General features: G+C 56.0%; 18 protein-coding genes. 16 read left to right on the top strand and 2 right to left on the bottom strand.

What is annotated here, in order from left to right:
• The first annotated feature begins 8 nt into the window (after window positions 1-8).
• From xylB to uspE, 4 genes are all read left to right on the top strand, one after another.
• A complete protein-coding gene (gene xylB / locus ACRDCA_RS19360) occupies window positions 9-1472 on the top strand; it encodes a xylulokinase (protein ID WP_438690983.1) in 1464 nt (487 codons plus the stop codon).
• A 57-nt stretch (window positions 1473-1529) separates the two neighbouring features.
• Window positions 1530-2819, top strand: coding sequence for an MFS transporter (locus ACRDCA_RS19355; RefSeq protein ID WP_438690982.1), 1290 nt, complete (start codon window positions 1530-1532; stop codon window positions 2817-2819).
• 419 nt (window positions 2820-3238) lie between these two features.
• Complete coding sequence (locus tag ACRDCA_RS19350; protein ID WP_025119111.1) at window positions 3239-4003, top strand: FNR family transcription factor; 765 nt, start codon at window positions 3239-3241, stop codon at window positions 4001-4003.
• A gap of 129 nt (window positions 4004-4132) precedes the next feature.
• On the top strand, window positions 4133-5095 hold the full coding sequence (gene uspE, locus ACRDCA_RS19345) for a universal stress protein UspE (RefSeq protein ID WP_438690981.1): 963 nt from the start codon (window positions 4133-4135) through the stop codon (window positions 5093-5095).
• An 88-nt stretch (window positions 5096-5183) separates the two neighbouring features.
• On the opposite strand, the gene fabV is transcribed toward uspE, so the two are convergent.
• Both fabV and ACRDCA_RS19335 read right to left on the bottom strand, forming a co-directional pair.
• Complete coding sequence (fabV, locus tag ACRDCA_RS19340) at window positions 5184-6377, bottom strand: enoyl-ACP reductase FabV (RefSeq protein WP_438690980.1); 1194 nt, start codon at window positions 6375-6377, stop codon at window positions 5184-5186.
• Window positions 6378-6712: 335 nt separating this feature from the next.
• Window positions 6713-7531 carry an IclR family transcriptional regulator gene (locus tag ACRDCA_RS19335; protein WP_438690979.1) on the bottom strand — a complete coding sequence of 273 codons (819 nt, stop codon included), beginning with the start codon at window positions 7529-7531 and terminating at the stop codon, window positions 6713-6715.
• A 374-nt stretch (window positions 7532-7905) separates the two neighbouring features.
• Here ACRDCA_RS19335 and ACRDCA_RS19330 point away from each other — a divergent pair, with 374 nt between their 5' ends.
• The 12 genes from ACRDCA_RS19330 (at window position 7906) to araD (ending at window position 20368) form a co-directional block, all read left to right on the top strand.
• A complete protein-coding gene (locus ACRDCA_RS19330; RefSeq protein WP_438690978.1) occupies window positions 7906-9447 on the top strand; it encodes a sugar ABC transporter ATP-binding protein in 1542 nt (513 codons plus the stop codon).
• Entirely contained in the window at window positions 9437-10540 is a 1104-nt protein-coding gene (locus tag ACRDCA_RS19325; RefSeq protein ID WP_438690977.1) for an ABC transporter permease, read from the top strand. Before ACRDCA_RS19330 ends, ACRDCA_RS19325 begins: the two co-directional genes overlap by 11 nt.
• Window positions 10537-11637 (top strand): ABC transporter substrate-binding protein, encoded by a 1101-nt coding sequence (locus ACRDCA_RS19320; RefSeq protein ID WP_438690976.1) that lies wholly within the window; start codon window positions 10537-10539, stop codon window positions 11635-11637. The genes ACRDCA_RS19325 and ACRDCA_RS19320 overlap by 4 nt, the downstream gene beginning before the upstream one ends.
• A gap of 12 nt (window positions 11638-11649) precedes the next feature.
• Complete coding sequence (locus tag ACRDCA_RS19315; RefSeq protein ID WP_438690975.1) at window positions 11650-12498, top strand: SMP-30/gluconolactonase/LRE family protein; 849 nt, start codon at window positions 11650-11652, stop codon at window positions 12496-12498.
• A gap of 255 nt (window positions 12499-12753) precedes the next feature.
• Window positions 12754-13752 carry a 3-dehydro-L-gulonate 2-dehydrogenase gene (gene yiaK, locus ACRDCA_RS19310; RefSeq protein WP_438690974.1) on the top strand — a complete coding sequence of 333 codons (999 nt, stop codon included), beginning with the start codon at window positions 12754-12756 and terminating at the stop codon, window positions 13750-13752.
• A 10-nt stretch (window positions 13753-13762) separates the two neighbouring features.
• Entirely contained in the window at window positions 13763-14242 is a 480-nt protein-coding gene (locus ACRDCA_RS19305; RefSeq protein WP_438690973.1) for a YhcH/YjgK/YiaL family protein, read from the top strand.
• A 61-nt stretch (window positions 14243-14303) separates the two neighbouring features.
• The gene (locus tag ACRDCA_RS19300) at window positions 14304-15296 is read left to right on the top strand and encodes a DUF4862 family protein (protein WP_438690972.1); all 993 of its coding nucleotides are present in this window, start codon (window positions 14304-14306) and stop codon (window positions 15294-15296) included.
• A gap of 73 nt (window positions 15297-15369) precedes the next feature.
• Entirely contained in the window at window positions 15370-16668 is a 1299-nt protein-coding gene (locus ACRDCA_RS19295; protein WP_438690971.1) for an MFS transporter, read from the top strand.
• Window positions 16665-18158, top strand: coding sequence for an FGGY-family carbohydrate kinase (locus tag ACRDCA_RS19290; RefSeq protein WP_438690970.1), 1494 nt, complete (start codon window positions 16665-16667; stop codon window positions 18156-18158). The genes ACRDCA_RS19295 and ACRDCA_RS19290 overlap by 4 nt, the downstream gene beginning before the upstream one ends.
• Complete coding sequence (gene ulaD / locus ACRDCA_RS19285) at window positions 18155-18811, top strand: 3-keto-L-gulonate-6-phosphate decarboxylase UlaD (protein ID WP_438690969.1); 657 nt, start codon at window positions 18155-18157, stop codon at window positions 18809-18811. The genes ACRDCA_RS19290 and ulaD overlap by 4 nt, the downstream gene beginning before the upstream one ends.
• 1 nt (window position 18812) lies before the next feature.
• Window positions 18813-19673, top strand: a complete 861-nt coding sequence (locus ACRDCA_RS19280) for an L-ribulose-5-phosphate 3-epimerase (protein WP_438690968.1) — start codon at window positions 18813-18815, stop codon at window positions 19671-19673.
• Complete coding sequence (gene araD, locus ACRDCA_RS19275; RefSeq protein WP_438690967.1) at window positions 19667-20368, top strand: L-ribulose-5-phosphate 4-epimerase; 702 nt, start codon at window positions 19667-19669, stop codon at window positions 20366-20368. The genes ACRDCA_RS19280 and araD overlap by 7 nt, the downstream gene beginning before the upstream one ends.
• Window positions 20369-20462 lie beyond the last annotated feature (94 nt).

Raw genomic sequence — 20462 nt, 5'->3', positions numbered from 1 at the left:
AGCAGACCATGTATCTAGGACTCGATTTAGGCACCTCAGAAATCAAAGCCGTGGTGATAGATGACAATGGCACCCTGATCGCCAGCGCCGGTGAACCGCTGGAGGTACAGCGCCCGCATCCTCACTGGGCAGAGCAGGATCCGGCCGATTGGTGGCGGGCCACGCAGGCGGTAGTGAGCCGTTTACGCGCCAAAATTCCGCAACAGTGGCCGCATATTCGTTCGCTGGGGCTTTCCGGCCAGATGCACGGCGCGGTGCTGCTCAACCGTGATAATCAAGTGTTGCGCCCGGCCATTTTATGGAACGATACCCGCAGTGCCGAGCAGTGCAAACAGTTGACGCAGAACGCACCGGAGCTGCATGAAATTGCTGGTAATCTGGCGATGCCCGGGTTTACCGCGCCCAAGCTGCTGTGGGTGGCTAAACATGAACCAGAGATTTTCGCCAATATCGCCACCGTGTTACTGCCCAAGGACTTCCTGCGCTGGATGATGAGTGGCGACAAGGTGTCCGATATGTCTGACGCGGCGGGCACGCTGTGGCTCGACGTGGGCAAGCGAGATTGGTCAGATTCCTTGCTGGCCGCCTGTGGCCTCAACCGCGACCAGATGCCGCGCCTGGTTGAGGGCAGCGAAGTCTCCGGCCAACTGAAAGGCGATATCGCCCGCGCCTGGGGCCTGAATGACAACATCATTATCGCCGGAGGCGGCGGTGATAACGCAGCCAGTGCGGTGGGCATTGGTGCGGTTAATCCAGGTGATGCCTTTATCTCGCTGGGGACGTCCGGCGTGCTGTTCGCCGTCAACGATCGCTTCCGCCCCAATCCGCAATCTGCCGTCCATGCGTTTTGCCATGCCTTGCCCGAGCGCTGGCATCAGATGAGCGTCATGCTTACCGCCGCAAGTGCCCTACGCTGGTTCTGCCAGTTGGTGGGCAGCAATGAACCGACGCTATTGGCCGAAATTGCCCAGATGAACCTGGCGGAACAACGCCTGGCGCCGATCTTTCTGCCCTACCTGTCCGGTGAACGGACGCCGCACAACGATCCGCTGGCGACTGGTGCATTCCACGGTCTGACCCACAGCCATCAGCGTGCGGCAATGGGTTATGCCGTGCTGGAAGGAGTGGCCTTCGGCATGGCCGACGGTCTGGACGTGCTTTCGCAAGCAGGAACCCGGCTGACGCAATGCTCGCTGATCGGCGGCGGTGCTCGCAGCGAGCATTGGGCACAGCTGATGGCCGACGTACTTGACCTGCCAGTGGTCACCCATCTGGGAGGCGAAGCTGGCGGCGCGTTGGGCGCAGCACGTCTGGGATGGCTGGCTGTAGGCGGAACGGTGGAACAGATTTGCCACAAACCCGCCATCGATCGGCGCTTCCTGCCGGACGGCGAGCGCCAGCCTCAGCTTGCGCAGCGTCTGGCCACCTACCGTCAACTTTATCAACAACAATTGGCCCTGCGCCGGGCTTGATCCCGGCGCGGTAAAAAATAATAAGACTGTACCCTTACATCTATCCTGGAGTTTGCTATGCCACAAACACATAAACACTGGTTCGGCCTGCCGATGAACCTGTTCTGGGGCTACATCGCTATCGCCATTTTCATGAGCGGCGATGGCTTTGAAATGGCTTTTCTCTCTAAACACATCACCGATATGGGCTTCACGCCAGCACAGTCGGCGCTGGTGTTTACCGTATACGGACTGGCGGCGGCGCTGGCGGCCTGGAGCTCCGGCGTGGTGGCCGAAATCATCACACCACAAAAGGCGATGCGCATCGGCTTTATCCTGTGGTTGGTGATGCACGTGCTGTTTATGCTGTTTGGCCTGGGAATGCGTAACTACCCGCTGATGTTGCTGTTCTATGGCATCCGTGGTTTGGCTTACCCGCTGTTTATCTATTCGTTTGTGATGTTGGTGGTACAGAACGTCCCGAAACAGCAGCTCTCTTCCGCGATGGGCTGGTTCTGGGCGATGTACTCGATTGGCATCGGCTGCGTCGGTAGCTATCTGCCCAGCTTCACCATTCCGTTGATGGGCGAAACCGGCACCTTATGGTTCGCCATTGCCTGGGTGGCGGCCGGTGGCTTGATGGCGATGTTCCTGCTGCGCAACGTGGGTCAGGCCAGCGCCAAGGCCGACCTGTCGCCGCAGGAGAAACTCAAGGAGCTTTCCCGCGCGGTGACGATCCTGTTTACCAACCGCAATATTTTCCTCTCCTGCCTGATACGCATCATCAACACGCTGTCGCTGTTTGGCTTTGCGGTGATCATGCCGATGCTGTACGTCGGCCGGCTGGGCTTTAGCATGTCCGAATGGTTGCAGATTTGGGCGGTGTTCTTCTTTGTCACCATTTTCACCAACATCATGTGGGGCATTCTGGGGGAGAAAATCGGTTGGCTGCGTCAGGTACGCTGGTTTGGCTGCGTCGGCTGTGCCATCTCCAGCCTGGCGTTTTACTACCTGCCGGTGCACTTTGGCCACAACTTCTGGATCGCCCTGGTGCCAGCGATAATGCTCGGGATCACCGTTGCGGCGTTTGTGCCGATGACTGCGGTGTTCCCGGTGCTGGAACCAAACCACAAGGGTGCAGCCATCTCGATCTATAACCTTTCCGCAGGCCTGAGCAACTTTGCTGCCCCGGCCATCGCCTCGATAGTGCTGCCGTTCTTTGATATCGTCGGCGTAGTGTGGGTGTATACCGGTTTATATCTGGTAGCGGCGGTATTGACGCTGATCGTTAAAGTCGATCAGCCAGGGCATAACAACGTCCCAAGCTATGCCCCGGCCAACGACGCCTTGGCAAAAAATACGGCCTAATCTGAATGTGGGGGCGCTGCACGCCGCTCAGCGGGCGCAGCATGCAGCGCTCTACATTTACCCATGGCTGCCTGGCCCATTCACCGTACAAATTTGTGTTGAAAAATTTACTCGTTAACTAGCGTGACCATCACTGATGAAGGTCATCCGCCCGCCATTTCCCCGATTAAAATTAAGATTAGTCGCGAAACCACGATGATATTGTGGGGTTTATTCGTTTTTTATATGGTTTCAATCAACATCGGCTTGGCTTTTCCGAAGTCGATAAACCACTAAACATCAGTATGCTACAGATTGATGAGCAACCCCGCTGTTTAAAATGCACACAAAATGCCCCTTATCTTGTTCCTGCTGTACTTATCACCTGCCAGAAAAGATGTTAAAATTGACTCATATCAATTATTGCGTGAGCTTAATCTATGATCCCGGAAAAACGCGTGATTCGTCGTATCCAGTCTGGTGGTTGTGCGATCCATTGCCAAGACTGCAGCATCAGCCAATTGTGTATTCCTTTTACGCTGAATACGCATGAGCTGGACCAACTCGACAACATCATCGAGAGGAAAAAGCCGATCCAGAAGGGTCAAACGCTGTTTAAAGCCGGTGACGAGCTGAAATCGCTGTACGCCATCCGCTCCGGGACCATTAAAAGCTACACCATTACCGAACAGGGTGACGAACAAATCACCGGCTTCCATCTGGCGGGCGATCTGGTCGGTTTTGACGCCATCGGTGGTCTGAAACATCCAAGCTTCGCCCAGGCGCTGGAAACCTCCATGGTTTGTGAGATCCCGTTTGAAACGCTGGACGATCTTTCAGGCAAAATGCCTAATCTGCGTCAGCAAATCATGCGTTTGATGAGCGGTGAGATCAAAGGCGACCAGGATATGATCCTGCTGCTGTCGAAGAAGAATGCCGAAGAGCGCCTGGCCGCTTTCGTCTATAACCTGTCGCACCGCTTTGCCGAACGGGGTTTCTCACCGCGTGAGTTCCGTTTGACCATGACCCGTGGCGATATCGGCAACTATCTGGGCCTGACGGTAGAAACCATCAGCCGCCTGTTGGGACGCTTCCAGAAAAGCGAAATCCTCAGCGTAAAAGGCAAATACATCACCATCGAAAACGTCGACGCCCTGTCACAACTGGCTGGCACCTCACGTATCAACATCTCTGTTAACGCCTAATCCGCTAGCGGGCCAATAATTCACTGAAATTGTTGGCCCCGCCCCCCTCTGCCGCTGTTCTGTTTTTCAATGTTGGGTTACTCTGTAAGTGAACAACAGACTGTTGATCTACAGCTGTAAGGAGGCCCTATGGCGAAGTATCAGAATCTTCTGGTGGCTATTGACCCCAATCAGGACGATCAGCCGGCGCTGCGCCGGGCGGTTTACCTGATCAAGCGCAACGGCGGGCGGATTAAAGCCTTCCTGCCTATTTATGATTTCTCTTACGAAATGACCACCCTGCTTTCCCCAGACGAAAGAACGGCGATGCGGCAAGGGGTGATCAGCCAACGGGCGGCGTGGATTAATGAACAATGCCGTTTCTATCTGCAGGACGGCGTCCCCATTGAAATCAAAGTGGTGTGGCACAATCGCCCTTATGAGGCGATTATTCAGGAAGTGCTGAGCGGCAACCACGATTTGCTGTTGAAAATGGCCCATCAGCACGACCGGCTGGAATCCGTGATCTTTACCCCGACCGACTGGCATCTGCTACGCAAGTGTCCCTGTCCGGTATGGATGGTAAAAGACCAGCCCTGGCCGGAAGGAGGTAAAGCGTTGGTGGCGGTCAATCTGTCCAGCGAAGAGCCTTACCACGATCCCCTCAATATCCGGTTAGTAAAAGAAACCCTCGAATTGGCGCAGAACGTCAATCAAACCGAAGTGCACCTGGTGGGCGCCTATCCGGTGACCCCGATCAATATCGCCATAGAACTGCCCGATTTTGACCCTAGTATCTATAACGATGCCATACGCGGGCAGCATCTGATCGCCATGAAGGCGCTACGGCAAAAATTCCATATCAACGAAGAGTTCACCCACGTGGAGAAAGGCTTGCCGGAAGAAGTGATCCCGGATTTGGCCGAGCATTTGCAGGCTGGCGTGGTGGTGTTAGGTACTCTGGGCCGCACCGGTATTTCTGCCGCGTTTATCGGCAATACGGCGGAACAGGTGATCGATCATCTGAAGTGTGACCTGCTGGTGCTTAAACCGGATGATTTCGACTGCCCGATCGTGATGGATGATGATGACGAGCACGACGACGAAGATTGATGCCAAAAACCGAAAAGGCGCTGCATGCAGCGCCTATGGTACTCAACAGGGCCTAATTGGGCCCTGTTTCACGTTTAGAGGGTAGGAATTACAGCTCTACCACGTCGAAACGCACGTCTGGGTTAACGTCTGCTTCGTAGTCCACTTCTTCCAGACCGAAACCGAACAGGCGCAGGAACTCCTGCTTGTAGCCGGTATAGTCGGTCAGTTCACTCAGGTTCTCTGAAGTGATTGACGGCCACAGATCGCGGCACGCCTGCTGCACATCATCACGTAGTTCCCAGTCATCCATACGGATACGGGCATGATCGTCCAGCGGCATTTCTTCGCCGTACAGACGGGTGTGCATCAAACGGGAAACCTGTTCCATGCAACCTTCGTGAATGCCCTTCTCTTTCATGATCTTGAAGGCCATGGAGATATACAGCGGCATTACCGGGATGGCTGAAGAAGCCTGGGTAACCACGGACTTCAGCACGGCAACGTGTGCGGTGCCGCCTTTCGCTGACAGATCGCCACGGATGGCGGTAGCAGCACGATCCAAATCTTCCTTGGCGCGGCCCAGCGTACCGTGCCAGTAAATTGGCCAGGTCAGATCGGTACCGATATAGGAGTAAGCAACAGACTTGGCACCTTCGGCCAGCACGCCGGCATCTTCCAGCGCGGACATCCACAGTTCCCAATCCTGGCCGCCCATCACGGTGATGGTGTTCTGGATCTCTTCTTCCGTCGCCGGTTCAACCGTGGCGGTGATGATTTGATCTTTATTGGTGTCGATGGCAGTGGTGGTGTAAACCTCACCGATCGGCTTCAGTGCGGAACGCACCACTTCGCCGGTATCTGGCATCTTACGCACTGGCGAAGCCAGCGAGTACACCACCAGGTCGATCTGGCCCAGGTCGGCTTTGATCAGCTCAATCACCTTGGCACGGCATTCGTTGGAGAAGGCATCGCCATTGACGCTTTTGGCGTATAGGCCCGCTTCTTTAGCGGCTTTGTCAAAGGCGGCAGAGTTGTACCAGCCTGCGGTAGCGGTTTTACCTTCGCTGCCCGCTTTCTCGAAGAACACGCCGATGGTGGCGGCATCGCTGCCAAACGCGGTGGCGATACGGGAAGCCAGACCATAACCGGTAGATGCACCGATCACCAGCACACGTTTAGGGCCATTGGCAATTTTGCCCTGCGCTTTGGTGTAGGCAATCTGACGACGAACATTGGCTTCACAACCGACCGGATGAGTGGTGGTGCAGATAAAGCCGCGAACCTTAGGTTTGATAATCATAATGGGTCTAGGATCCGTTAAAGGGATGAAATCGGGACATAAGATAACTCATTGTGCCCCTTTATTGTGATCTGATGTGTTGGATTGCACAAATATTGCGCTAACTTTGTTAAATTAAGCACAAATTTCGTCGGGATTAGCCAAAAAACCGCCATCAATCCTGTGTGCCCCCTCACCCTAACCCTCTCCCCAAGGAGAGGGGATCGATCGTGCTACCATTTAGCGCCTGCGCCTGATGGCGGCTCTGGACTAGCTCCCTCTCCCCCGAACAAGTGTCCTCTGACATCCTCGGTTTGTAAAACGGGAGAGGGTTGGGGTGAGGGGCATGCTTTACATCAATCCTGTGTGACAAACCCTAATTCCTGGGAAATACGCCGCGTGGTATCCAGCAGCGGCTTCATCAGCGACTGTACGCCAACCTGTTGTAGCTTAGCCGTGGGCAGCGAAACCGAGACGGCATAAGGCACCCGTTGCTGAATATCGAACACCGGAGCGGCGATACAGGACACGCCCAGTTCGTTCTCTTCACGATCCATCGCCACACCCTGCTGGCGAATATCGGCCAACTCTTGGTACATCTTGGGTAATTCAGTGATGGTGTTACGCGTCAGCACCTGGATCTGTTGTTGATGGGTTTGCCAATAGTGATCCGGATAGTCGCTCTTGCCATAGGCCATGAAGATTTTGCCCATCGCCGAACAGTACAACGGCATGTGCTGGCCGATATAGGCACGGGTGCGCATCATGCCGGTGGTCGGTTCCAGTTTATAGATCAGGATCACGTGATCGTCTTCCCGGCTCGAGAAGTTGACCGTTTCCCCCACTTCCAGGTTCAACTGCTCCAAATGCGGAGCGGCAACATGGATGATATTGAGTGAGGAAAGCGCCTTTTGCCCAATGGAAATAAATTTGGTGGTCAGGCGATAGCTGCCTGGGGAAGGCGCCTGGGTGACGTAGCCGCTGGTATGCAGCCCCTGTAACAGGCGGTGCACGGTACTTTTGTTCATCTTTGCCAGCTCTGACAGGTGCGCCAGCGGGCAACCATTCGGGAAATTGCTCAATATCTCAATCAGCTGCAAACCACGGAACAGGCTCTGACTGCCCAGAGGTTTGTCTTTTTTATCATCTTTTTCGTCAACAGCTTTCAGGCTCATAGCAAAATCTCTCCAAAGTTGAGCCGCCAGCCGTTGCCACGGCGTAAGAAGCGGGCCTACTAACGGAGAATGTTACTCCATGGGCCGCATCAGGTGAAGTTGGAACGCCGTATCATTTTCAGTAACAGGGTTAAAACTCGCAACATTTGAGCAACCTTATAAGTGAGTTGTTCGTCACAAATTCGCCAAATTAAAAATAACCCATTGTTTATTAAATAAAATTAAAATCGTCTCGCCTTTGCTTTAGCACGGGGTTCAGCATATCATTTTTGAAATCTAATTTCGCATATTGAAATTTAAGGTCGATTTAAACAGCAAAGATTCACTTATTGGCGGCGCGCTGATTGCGCGAGCCGGACACAGGGGCGCATCACATGACTCAAGGCAATGCGGATCAACCCATTCTCACGCTCAGCCATATCGTCAAACGATTTGGCGGCAACGTCGCGGTCAATGACGTCAGTTTGCAGGTCATGCCCGGCGAAGTGCTGGCGCTGCTAGGGGAAAACGGCGCGGGTAAATCCACGCTGATCAAAGTGCTGGCCGGGGTGTACCCACGCGATAGCGGCGACATCCACTTTCAAGGTACCAGCATTGCCTCGGCGGCGGCGATTAAAAGTGACAGCCGCCAGCCGATTGCCTTTATCCATCAGGATCTGGGCCTGATTGAATGGATGACGGTGGCAGAAAACATGGCACTGGTGATGGGGTTTCCCCGCCGATTCGGGCTGATCGACTGGCGTGCCATCCGCTGCCGGGCGCTGCAAGCCTTGCAGGACGTTGGTATTGCTTTGGATCCCGATGCGCGCGTGTTCGAACTTTCCCGGACGGAGAAGTCTTTATTGGCCATTGCCAGAGCGGTGGCCGTCAATGCCGAACTGCTGGTGCTGGATGAACCGACCGCTTCCCTACCCGCCAACGACGTGCGCCACCTGTTTGCGGTGATCAACCGCCTGCGCGCCAAAAAGGTCGGCATGATTTACGTCACCCATCGTCTGGATGAGGTGATTGAAATCGCCGACCGGGTTTGCGTGATGCGTGACGGGCGCTACGTCGCTGGCGGCAATACTGCCGATTATTCGCTGCGCGATCTGGTGCAGATGATCGTCGGTGAAGCGATGGCAGAAGATCAGCGCGAGCCGCTGCCGCAACATCAACCGCCGGTGCTACAGCTGGAAAACGTCACCGTCGGGGATATTGGCCCGGTCAGCTTCGCGCTGCAGCCGGGGGAAATGCTCGCGCTGGCTGGCCTGCGTGGTGCTGGGCAGGAAGAAATTGGCCGCCTGTTGTTCGGCCTGCGCCAACGGGACAGCGGCGACATCCAGTTCCGCGCCGAACCTTACGCCGCCAGCTCGCCACAACAGGCAATGGCTCGCGGGGTATCGCTGGTTGCGGGCGATCGCACCGGAGAAAGCCTGGTGATGTCTATGAGCGTGCGGGAAAACCTGTTTCTCAACCCCTGCGCCAGCGGCCATAGGTTGCTATCTCGCTATAGCCGCCGTGCCGAAATCGGTGCCAGCTGGTGGAAGGTGCAACTGTTCGACGTGCGGCCCAAGGACGTCAATATCGATATCAGCGCCCTGTCCGGCGGTAATCAACAAAAAGTGGTGATGGCCCGCTGGATGCACCTTGCAGCACCGTTGCTGATCCTGGAAGACCCCACTGCCGGGGTCGATGTGGGTGCCAGGGCCGAAATCTATCATCTGTTAAATCAATCCCTGGCAGCCGGCGTGGCGGTATTGGTGATCTCCAACGATTTTGAAGAGATCGCTCATATCTGTAACCGCGCCCTGGTGTTTAACCGGGGAAAAGTGATGGGCGAACTGAAAAATCAGCAGGTCTCGTTCGCCAATTTATTAGAGCTTGCCTCGGCCAGCACCGGGGAAGCCGTTGTGGAGGAATACCATGTCGAATAAAACGTCCGTCAAATCAACGGCGCTGGAGCAACGTGTCAGCCTTGGGCAGGACGGCGTTGGCCCTTGGCTGATGCAAATCATCACCCGCTACGGCCTGCTGTTGCTGTGCATCGCACTGGTGATCCTGTTCTCGCTCACCACGACGTCGTTCGCCTCAATGCTGACGGTACAGGCGATCCTCTCCAGTAAATCCAAAATTGCCTTGCTGGCACTGGCGGCCACCATTCCGATGATCGTCGGCAAGATCGACCTGAACGTCGGCTTCGGTATCGTGCTTTGGCACATCCTGGCGATCACCTTGCAGGTGCAATATGGCTTCTCCTGGCAGATGGCGGTGCTCACCGTGCTGGTCCTTTCCGCGCTGTACGGCCTGCTTAATGGCATCCTGGTGGCACTGGCGGATATCGACAGCTTTGTGGCTACCCTGGGTTCAGGCACCGTGCTCTATGCGGTGGCGCTGTGGCACTCCGGCGGGCGGCAGATTGTCGGCGACTTGCCAGACGCCTTTATTGCCCTGCATCACACCGAAATTTACGGCATCCCGATCGTGGCCTTCTATGTGCTGATCGTCGCCATCATTCTGTGGCTGATCACCGAACATACCCCGCTGGGGCGTTGCATGTATGCGGTGGGCGGTAACCCGGCGGCGGCAAGGCTCAACGGGATTTCGGTCAATCGCTTCACCATCGGCGCATTTATCGCTTCGAGCGTGCTCACCGGATTCAGCGGCGTGCTGATCGCCGCCGAACAGGGCGTGGGCCAGGCCAGCGTCGGGATGGATTATCTGTTACCTGCACTAGTCGGCGCATTTCTTGGCAGCACCACCATTCGCCCTGGGCGGGTGAACGTCTGGGGCACCGTGGTCGGCATCGCGATTCTGGCGATCGGCATTGCGGGCATTCAGCAGTTTGGCGGGGAGTTCTGGGTCGAACCGTTATTTAACGGCGCGACGCTGCTGCTGTCCATCACGCTGGCGGGCTATGCCCAACGCCGCCGGTTACTCAATCAAAAAGCAGTACAACGCAGTCAGGCAGCCTCTGCCGAAAACAACAACCAAAAAGCGATCAATCCTTCATCAGGAGCACAGCCATGAAACATTTTTGGATTTTGCCCGGGATCACCACCCTGCTGTTGGCCACCTCACCGGCCTGGGCAGATGCTTATCTCGATCAGGCCACTGCGGCGGTAGCCAAAGCCACGGCCAGCAGCAGCCAATGGGATGGCCCCACCAGCGGCCCGCAGTTACTGGCCAATAAAAAGATCATCTTTATTGCCTCCGATATGAAGAACGGTGGCGTGCAAGGCGTGCAGCAAGGGCTGAGTGAAGCAGCCAAGGTCGCGGGCTGGCGCTTGGAAACGCTGGACGGTGGCGGCTCGGTGAAAGACCAACTGTCGTCGCTGAATCAGGCCATTGCCCAAAAGCCGGACGGGATCGTGATCGGCGGCTGGAACCCTAACGTAGCCAAGATCCCACTGAAAAAGGCGGTGGCCCAGGGGATCGTGTTAACAGCCTGGCACGCGGTGCCGGAGCCTGGCCCTATCGCCAAATACGATGTGTTCTATAACGTCACTTCCGATTCCAATGAGGTGGCACGTATCGCCGCACAATACGCGGTGGTGAAATCCGGCGGACAGGCCAACGTGCTGATCTTTACCGATTCGCTGTACCAGATCGCCTTGGACAAGGCGAACGTGATGAAAGAAGAAATGGCCAAATGTAGCGGCTGCAAGGTGGTGGAGTTTATCGACACTCCGCTGGCCGATACCGCCAGCCGGATGCCAGCCATGACCTTCAGCCTGTTGCAGAAGTACGGCGACAAGTTCCAATACGCGCTGGCCATCAACGATCTGTATTTCGACTTTATGGCCCCGGCGCTGAAAACTGCCGGTAAAGGTGGTAGCAATGCGCCGTTTAACATCTCGGCAGGTGACGGTTCCATTTCCGCCTATCAACGCATCCGCTCCGGTGACAGTCAGTCTGCCACCGTGCCCGAGCCGCTGAAGCTGCACGGTTGGCAGTTGCTGGATGAATTCAACCGCGCCTTCGCCAAGCAGTCACCTTCCGGTTATGTTACCCCGGCCCATCTGGTCACCCGCGAGAACATCGCCAATGACGGTGGCCCGAACAACCTGTACGACCCGCAAAATGACTACCAGGGCCATTACAAAACCATTTGGGGCGTGAAGTAACGGGAGGCTGAGATGATCGAACAACAACTGGAACGTTTGTGCTCCCCCGCCATCTGGGCCGAAGGACCGGTATGGTTGCCGCAACAGGATGCGGTTGTGTTCAGCGATGTGAAAGGCAACCGCATGTTCCGTTGGGCGCGCAATGGCGAACTCAGCGTATGGCGCGCCGCGTCAAACTATGCCAACGGCAATGCCCGCGATGCCGAGGGGCGAGTCGTTAGCTGTGAACATGGGCGGCGTGGTATCAGCCGCACCGAACACGACGGCAGCATCCAACTGCTGGTCGATCGGGTGGACGGCAAGCGCTTCAACTCACCAAACGATGTCGTGGTCCGTTCCGACGGCACAATATGGTTTACCGATCCGCCCTACGGCATCATCGGCGATGAAGAGGGCTACAAGTCGGAAAGTCAGGTGATCGGCTGCTATCTGTATTGCTTTGATCCCCGTGATGGCTCGTTGAACATTGCCGCCAGCGATCTGCAACGGCCCAACGGCCTGGCCTTCTCGCCGGATGAAAGTCTGTTATATGTGGCAGATATGTCGATCATTGACTTCCCTACCCTTGGACGCCGCGAACTGCGAGTGTATCAGGTGGCAGGACGAGAGTTGCAGGCTGGCAGGCATTTTGCCCAGGTGATGCCGGGGATCCCGGATGGTTTTTGTGTCGATTGCGCCAGCAATCTGTTTTGCAGCTGTGCCGACGGCGTGATTATCTTTGATCCGTATGGAGAACAAATTGGCAAAATCCCGCTGCCGGAGTGCGTTTCCAACTGCACCTTCGGTGGGCCGGCAGGCAATGAGCTCTATATTACCGCTACCACCTCGCTGTACCGCATTGTCCTGAATACCCACGGGTAATCATGGACTGATAATACGCAGGGGGAGCGGGTCTCCTCCTGCTTTGTCACGTCTGTAGCACGCCAAAACCCCGAAACCGTGTTATCGATCACATATTCATCATATTAATTTAACTGACTGTTTTTACTTGATAATTTCAGCCTTAGCGGCTTTGACTTCACCACCGCGTGGGTATAGCATTAATTTGAAATGTGATTTCGTATATTGAAATACAAAGAACATAAATCACTCAGTTGGTCACAATGGAGAAGCAGCATGAGAGTGAGCTATACCGAGTTAAAGCAGCAGTTCAAACGCGTGTTGCTGGCACGGGGCCTGGGGGAATCCACGGCGGATGAGTGTGCCACCCTGTTCGCCGATACTACCGAAACCGGTGTCTATTCCCACGGGGTCAACCGTTTCCCGCGCTTTATCCAACAGTTGGACGCTGGCGATATCATTCCCGATGCCGAACCGAGCAAGCTGCTGTCTTTAGGCGCGATCGAACAATGGGATGCTCACCAGGGGATCGGCAACCTGACCGCCCGCAAGATGATGGATCGCGCCATGCAGTTGGCAGATCAGCACGGTATTGGCCTGGTGGCGTTGCGTAATGCCAACCACTGGATGCGCGGGGGCGGTTACGGCTGGCAAGCGGCCGAGAAAGGCTACATCGGCATTTGCTGGACCAACTCGATCGCCGTCATGCCGCCTTGGGGAGCCAAAGAGTGCCGCATTGGGACTAACCCGCTGATCGTCGCCGTGCCGAGTAATCCAATCACCATGGTCGATATGTCGATGTCGATGTTCTCCTACGGCGCGCTGGAAATGAATCGCCTGGCGGGCAAACAGTTGGCGGTAGACGGCGGCTTCGATAACGAGGGCAACCTGACCCGCGATCCGGCCATCATCGAAGAAAATCGGCGTATTCTGCCGATGGGCTATTGGAAAGGCTCCGCACTGTCGGTGGTGCTGGACATGATCGCCACCCTGCTCTCCGGCGGTTCCTCCGTTGCCGAGGTTAGCGAAGATAACCGCGATGAATACGGCATTTCACAGGTGTTTATCGCCATTGAGATCGATCGCCTGATCGACGGCAAAACCCGTGATGCAAAACTACAGCGCATTATGGATTACGTGACCAGCGCCGAGCGTGATAACCCAGAGGTCGCCATTCGCTTGCCGGGCCACCGCTTCCCGCACGTCCGCGCCGAAAATCAGCGCGATGGGATCCCGGTGGACGACCGCGTCTGGGCACGTATTCAGGCACTTTAAGGAGCAACAGATGATCTTCGGCCATATTGACCATACGACAGCTGAGCACTATCCCCCGGCGATTGCCAAAGCCGTGGCCTATTTGCAACGCACCGACTTCACGGATATGCCTGTCGGGCGTTATGCAGATCCGGCAACCGGCTATGTGGTGCAGGTGCTGGATTTACACACGCAACCTAAAGATGATCTGCGCCCGGAGGTGCACCAGAAAAATATCGACGTGCAGTTTTTGGTGAGCGGCACCGAGTTAATTGGCATCGCCGCGGATAAGGGAAATAACGTCATCCATCAGGAATTATTAGCGCAGCGCGACATTATATTTTATCAGGATGTGGAGGACGAATCCTGGTTGACCATGCAGCCCGGTAATTTTGCGGTATTCTATCCGCAGGATGTGCATCGCCCGGCCTGTATTAATCACAGCCCCTGCGATATCAGAAAGGTGGTGGTAAAAATACCGCTGACATTACTTACCAGCGAAATGAAATAAACAACGCCTCATAATATGAATCTTGCCGCTTGATTGATAGCGGCACTATCAGGTGAACAATATGAAAAATACCACACCGGGCTTTATTATTGGTGCATATCCCTGCGCGCCTTCATTTCACCAGCTCGAACGTGAAAAGGAGGTTCAATTCTGGGACTGGCTAGCCGAACTGCCGTCGATCCGTGGGCTGGAACAGCCTTGTCTGGACGACCTGCATCCTTATGGTGATGATTTTCTGCTTAAGCAGATCCCCAATCACTGGCAGTTGGTGCTGACCGCGATCATGGGAACCATGCAACGCCGCGGCAGCGGGCGGGATTTTGGTCTTGCCGCCCGTAATGAGGAAGAGCGTCAGGCGGCGGTGGATTATATCCGCTCAATACATGACAAAATAAAGCGCACCAACGATCGTGCCGGTCGTCAACAGGTGGTGGCGCTGGAGCTGCAATCCGCCCCCAACCGGCAGGAAAAAGACAGTGCGGCGGCGCGTCAGGCCTTTATGACCTCGTTAGAACAGATTGTCGGTTGGCACTGGGAATGCGATTTGGTGATTGAGCACTGCGATGCTCTGACCGGGCCCATGCCACGCAAAGGCTTTCTGACGTTAGAAGATGAGATTATCGCCGCACAGGCGATTAATCGCCACTTTGGCACCTCGCTGACAATGGCTATCAACTGGGGCCGTTCCGCCATTGAGGGGCATAATAGCCAACTGCCCTTGCAGCAGGTGAAACAGTGCCAACAGGCAGGATTATTAAGCGCCCTGATGTTCTCTGGCACGGCCAGCCATGGCCCCTATGGAGAATGGGAAGATACCCATGCGCCCTTTGCCCCATTCATTGGCAGTCAATACGTTTGCCATGAGTCATTAATGACGCTGGACAGCGCCCGGGAATTATTTACTCAGGCTCCGCTGGCAGAGTTAAGTTATGCCGGTATCAAATTACTTTCCACCTCTCCGCAAGATAGTGTGGAACAACGGATTGCGATTATCAAAGATGGTATCAACGCGCTGGCATTAAGCAGCGGCGCTATTTCACAACCAATAAAATAGAACATCAATTAAACGCTAAAAATAATACAGAACCATTCCGAGCCTACCCTATTTATGTGAAGGGATCGATAACATGAATACTGCTTCTATTGCCGTTAATCAAAACCAGCCCATACCCAAATTACGTTGGCTGCGCATCGTGCCGCCCATTCTGATTACCTGCATTATTTCTTATATGGACCGAGTCAACATCGCCTTTGCTATGCCGGGCGGCATGGACGACGAATTGGGGATCACCGCCTCGATGGCCGGATTGGCGGGCGGCATCTTCTTTATCGGTTATCTGTTCCTGCAAGTGCCCGGCGGCAAGTTGGCGGTTAACGGTAACGGCAAGAAGTTTATCGGCTGGTCGCTGCTGGCCTGGGCAGTGATCTCGGTACTGACCGGCATGGTCACCAACCAATACCAACTGCTGTTCCTGCGCTTTGCCCTTGGCGTTTCCGAAGGCGGCATGCTGCCGGTGGTGCTGACCATGATCAGCAACTGGTTCCCGGACAAGGAACGTGGCCGCGCCAACGCCATCGTGATCATGTTTGTGCCGATCGCCGGTATCCTCACCGCCCCGCTCTCCGGCTGGATCATCACCGCCTGGGACTGGCGCATGCTGTTCCTGGTGGAAGGTGGCCTGTCGCTGGTAGTGATGGCGCTGTGGTGCTTTACCATCAGCAACCGCCCGCAGGAAGCCAAATGGATCTCACAGGCAGAAAAAGATTACCTGATTAAAACCCTGCATGACGAACAACTGCTGATCAAAGGCAAAACGGTGCGCAATGCTTCGCTGCGGCGCGTGCTGGGCGATCGGATCATGTGGCAACTGATCCTGGTCAACTTCTTCTACCAGACCGGTATCTACGGCTACACCCTGTGGCTGCCCACCATTCTGAAAGGCTTGACCAACGGCAATATGGAACAAGTGGGTTGGTTGGCCGTACTGCCCTACATCGGGGCCATTTTCGGCATGCTGATCGTTTCCACGCTGTCCGATCGCACCGGTAAACGTAAAGTCTTCGTGGCCCTGCCATTGGCCTGCTTTGCGATTTGCATGGCGCTTTCCGTCCTGCTCAAAGATCACATCTGGTGGTCGTATGCCGCGCTGGTCGGCTGCGGTGTGTTTATCCAGGCTGCTGCGGGCGTGTTCTGGACTATTCCTCCCAAATTATTCAACGCCGAAGTGGCCGGTGGCGCACGTGGTGTGATCAACGCCTTGGGCAATCTCGGCGGTTTCTGCGGCCCCTATATGGTCGGCGTGCTGATCACTCTGTTCAATAAAGACGTGGGTGTTTATAGCTTGGCTGCCTCTCTGGCGATCGCGGCGGTGCTGGCCCTGATGTTGCCCAACAAATGCGATCAGGTCGCCGGGAGCGAGCAATGAAATATTGGTTAGGGCTGGACTGCGGCGGCACCTTTATCAAGGCGGGTTTGTATAACGCCGAGGGTAAAGAACTGGGGGTCGCCCGTCGTAATCTGGCCATCATCTCCCCACAACCCGGCTGGGCCGAGCGGGATATGCCTTCGCTATGGCAAACCGCCGCCAGCGTGATCCGCGAGGTGCTGGATCAAAATGGTATCGCAGCGGTCGCCGTGCAGGGACTGGGGATTTCGGCCCAGGGCAAAGGAGTGTTCCTGCTGGATAAACAAGGGCAACCGCTGGGTAACGCCATTCTGTCTTCCGACCAACGGGCATTGGCGCAGGTGATGGCCTGGCAACAAGCGGGCATGCCACAAACGCTGTATGAACAAACTCGTCAGACGCTATGGACCGGCCACCCGGTTTCGCTGCTGCGCTGGATCAAGCAGCATCAGCCCGAACGCTACGCCCGGATCGGCAGCGTGCTGATGGCGCATGACTACCTGCGCTTCTGCCTGACGGGCGAACTGGCCTGCGAAGAAACCAATATCTCTGAATCCAACCTGTATCAGATGGAGCGTGGTGATTATGACCCGGCGCTGGCGCAGCTGCTTGGCATCGCTGAAGTCATGCCCGCTCTGCCGCCGATTGTTGGCTCTGCCGAGATCGCCGGGCGCATCAGTGCCGAGGCAGCAGCAGTGACCGGGTTGCTGATCGGCACCCCGGTGGTGGGCGGTTTGTTTGACGTAGTATCCACTGCCCTCTGCGCCGGGTTGCAAGACGAAACCCGGCTCAACGCGGTGATGGGCACCTGGTCCGTCACCAGCGGGATCACCGACACCCTTGCCGCTGACGCCGATTATCCCTTTGTTTATGGCCGCCACGCCGAGCAAGGCAAGTACATCGTCCACGAAGCCAGCCCAACCTCCGCCGCCAATCTGGAATGGTTCTGCCAGCAATGGGGATTGCACGATTATCAACAACTCAATCATTGGGTAGCTGCCTTACCCAAGGCTGGCAGCCAATTGCTGTTTGCCCCCTTCCTCTATGGCTCCAACGCCGGGCTGGGGTTAAGCGCCAGCTTCTACGGCATTCAGGCCTTCCATCAGCGTGAACATTTGGTACAGGCGATTTTCGAAGGCGTGGTGTTCTGCCATATGACTCACCTGAACCGCATGCGCCAGCGTTTCCCTCAAACCACAGCACTGCGCGTCACCGGAGGCCCGGCCAAATCAGCCCCCTGGATGCAGATGTTTGCCGATATCAGCGGGTTACCGGTGGAGCTGCCGCAGGTGGAAGAAACCGGCTGTTTGGGCGCGGCAATGGCCGCCATGGTGGGCACCGGCGTTTTCAGCGACTTTGCCGCCGCGCAGCAGGCATTGGCTCCGCGCATTGAAACCGTGCTGCCAGATATCGCCGCTCAGGAAGCTTATCAACGCAAATACCAACGTTATCAGGCGTTAGTTGCCACGCTACAAACGCTGCAACACAGCGATCTTCAGGAGGCTTTATGACCATCAAACCGCGCCTGCAACTGGCGCTCGACCACACCCGGCTGGATGCCGCCCTACAAACGGTCGAACTGCTGCATCCGCATGTCGACATCATCGAAGCGGGTACCATTTTATGTATCAGCGCCGGGATCCAGGCGGTTAGCGTCCTGCGCGATCGTTGTCCGCAACATACCTTAGTCGCGGATCTGAAGGTGGCCGATGCCGGAGGCACCTTGGCTGAGCAGGCTTTTGCGCAAGGGGCTAACTGGATGACCGTGATATGCGCGGCCCCGCTGGCCACCATGGCCAGCGCGTTAGAGGTGGCCGAACGCCACCGGGGCGAGATCCAGATTGAGCTGTTTGGCCGCTGGACGTTGGAAGATGCCAAAGCCTGGCGCGAGCTGGGCATCAAGCAGGCGATTTACCACCGTGGCCGCGATGCTCAGGCCAGTGGACAAACCTGGAGCCAACAGGATCTGGACACCATGAAGGCACTGTCAGATCTGGGGATTGAGCTTTCGGTGACCGGCGGGATCACACCTGCCGATTTACCGCTGTTTAAAGACATTGCCGTTACGGCGTTTATCGCCGGCCGCGCGCTGGCCGAGGCCGCCGATCCGGTGCTGGCCGCCCGTCAGTTCCATACCGCCATTGATGACATCTGGAGATCTTGATATGCGCCAGCATCCGTTGGGAATTTATGAAAAAGCGCTGCCGAAGCACCTGAGCTGGCCGGAGCGTTTGGCGTTGGCGAAAGCCTGTGGTTTTGATTTTGTCGAGATGTCGGTCGATGAAAGCGATGAGCGGCTGGCACGACTGAACTGGAGCAAAGAGCAGCGTCTTTCGCTGGTCAGCGCCATGCTGGAAACCGGCATCAGCATCCCTTCCATGTGCCTTTCCGGCCACCGGCGCTTCCCGTTTGGCAGCCACGATGAGGCCACGCGACAACAGGCTTATCTGATCATGGAACAGGCCATCCAACTGGCCAAAGATGTCGGCATCCGCACCATTCAGTTGGCGGGCTATGACGTGTATTACGAACAGCAGGATGAGGGGACTCTCGCCCGTTTTACCGAGGGTCTGCAATGGGCGGTAGAACGTGCCGCTGCCGCGCAGGTGATGCTGGCGGTAGAGATTATGGACACCGCCTTTATGAACTCCATCAGCAAATGGAAAAGCTGGGACACCCTGCTGGCCTCCCCTTGGTTCACCGTGTATCCGGACGTTGGCAACCTCAGCGCCTGGGGCAACGACGTAACGCAAGAATTGCAGCTTGGCATCGACCGCATCGCGGCAATTCACCTCAAAGATACTTTCCCGGTCACAGCCACTTCCCCGGGCCAGTTCCGCGATGTGCCTTTTGGCGAAGGCTGTGTGGACTTTGTCGCCCTATTCCGCACCTTGAAACGGCTCAATTATCGCGGCGCATTTTTGATTGAAATGTGGACCGAAAAAGCCGACGAACCGGTTGCCGAGATCGTGCAAGCCCGCCGTTGGATTGAACAGCAAATGCAGCAAGGAGGCATGACATGCTAACGTTAGCGCAGCTTAAACAACAGGTACTGGAAGCCAACCTCGATCTTCCACGCCACAAGCTGGTGACCTTTACCTGGGGCAACGTCAGTGCCGTTGATCGCGAACGTGGGTTGGTGGTGATCAAACCTTCCGGCGTGGAATATGCGCATATGCAGGTGGAGGATATGGTGGTGGTCAATCTGGCCGACGGCCAGCGGATCGAGGGCAACAAGAAGCCCTCTTCGGATACCGCGACCCATCTGGCACTGTACCGCGAGTTTGCCGATATTGGTGGCATCGTGCATACCCATTCACGCCATGCCACCATCTGGGCGCAGGCCGGGCTGGACATTCCAGCCTGGGGCACCACCCATGCCGACTACTTCTACGGCGCCATCCCATGCACCCGCTTAATGACCGCAGATGAAATCGAGCATGACTACGAACTGGATACCGGTAAGGTGATTATTGAGACCTTCCGCCAGCGCGGTATCAGCCCGAGCGCCATCCCGGCGGTGCTGGTTAACGCCCACGGGCCGTTTGCCTGGGGCAAAGATGCGGCTGATGCGGTTCACAACGCGGTGGTGTTGGAAGAGATTGCCTATATGGGGATTTTTTCACGGCAGTTAACACCGGGGATCGGCAGCATGCAGCAGGTGTTGTTGGACAAGCATTATCTGCGCAAGCACGGCAAGAACGCCTATTACGGGCAATAGCCCCTCTCACCCCAACCCTGTGGGAGAGGGTTAGGGTGAGGGGCCGTTAGATACAAAAAATGCCAGTCACCGCAAGGTGGCTGGCATTGTGTTT

This window comes from Serratia sp. (in: enterobacteria), from assembly GCF_051654945.1.
Classification (GTDB): domain Bacteria; phylum Pseudomonadota; class Gammaproteobacteria; order Enterobacterales; family Enterobacteriaceae; genus Chania.
Note: the sequence above shows the minus strand (reverse complement) of the source record. Positions and strands in the feature narration are given on the sequence as shown.

Bases quoted from the DNA above. Each gene is read 5' to 3' on its own strand.
- xylB (WP_438690983.1), top strand. From the start codon at position 9: ATGTATCTAGGACTCGATTTAGGCACCTCAGAAATCAAAGCCGTGGTG.
- ACRDCA_RS19355 (WP_438690982.1), top strand. From the start codon at position 1,530: ATGCCACAAACACATAAACACTGGTTCGGCCTGCCGATGAACCTGTTC.
- ACRDCA_RS19350 (WP_025119111.1), top strand. From the start codon at position 3,239: ATGATCCCGGAAAAACGCGTGATTCGTCGTATCCAGTCTGGTGGTTGT.
- uspE (WP_438690981.1), top strand. From the start codon at position 4,133: ATGGCGAAGTATCAGAATCTTCTGGTGGCTATTGACCCCAATCAGGAC.
- fabV (WP_438690980.1), bottom strand. From the start codon at position 6,377: ATGATTATCAAACCTAAGGTTCGCGGCTTTATCTGCACCACCACTCAT.
- ACRDCA_RS19335 (WP_438690979.1), bottom strand. From the start codon at position 7,531: ATGAGCCTGAAAGCTGTTGACGAAAAAGATGATAAAAAAGACAAACCT.
- ACRDCA_RS19330 (WP_438690978.1), top strand. From the start codon at position 7,906: ATGACTCAAGGCAATGCGGATCAACCCATTCTCACGCTCAGCCATATC.
- ACRDCA_RS19325 (WP_438690977.1), top strand. From the start codon at position 9,437: ATGTCGAATAAAACGTCCGTCAAATCAACGGCGCTGGAGCAACGTGTC.
- ACRDCA_RS19320 (WP_438690976.1), top strand. From the start codon at position 10,537: ATGAAACATTTTTGGATTTTGCCCGGGATCACCACCCTGCTGTTGGCC.
- ACRDCA_RS19315 (WP_438690975.1), top strand. From the start codon at position 11,650: ATGATCGAACAACAACTGGAACGTTTGTGCTCCCCCGCCATCTGGGCC.
- yiaK (WP_438690974.1), top strand. From the start codon at position 12,754: ATGAGAGTGAGCTATACCGAGTTAAAGCAGCAGTTCAAACGCGTGTTG.
- ACRDCA_RS19305 (WP_438690973.1), top strand. From the start codon at position 13,763: ATGATCTTCGGCCATATTGACCATACGACAGCTGAGCACTATCCCCCG.
- ACRDCA_RS19300 (WP_438690972.1), top strand. From the start codon at position 14,304: ATGAAAAATACCACACCGGGCTTTATTATTGGTGCATATCCCTGCGCG.
- ACRDCA_RS19295 (WP_438690971.1), top strand. From the start codon at position 15,370: ATGAATACTGCTTCTATTGCCGTTAATCAAAACCAGCCCATACCCAAA.
- ACRDCA_RS19290 (WP_438690970.1), top strand. From the start codon at position 16,665: ATGAAATATTGGTTAGGGCTGGACTGCGGCGGCACCTTTATCAAGGCG.
- ulaD (WP_438690969.1), top strand. From the start codon at position 18,155: ATGACCATCAAACCGCGCCTGCAACTGGCGCTCGACCACACCCGGCTG.
- ACRDCA_RS19280 (WP_438690968.1), top strand. From the start codon at position 18,813: ATGCGCCAGCATCCGTTGGGAATTTATGAAAAAGCGCTGCCGAAGCAC.
- araD (WP_438690967.1), top strand. From the start codon at position 19,667: ATGCTAACGTTAGCGCAGCTTAAACAACAGGTACTGGAAGCCAACCTC.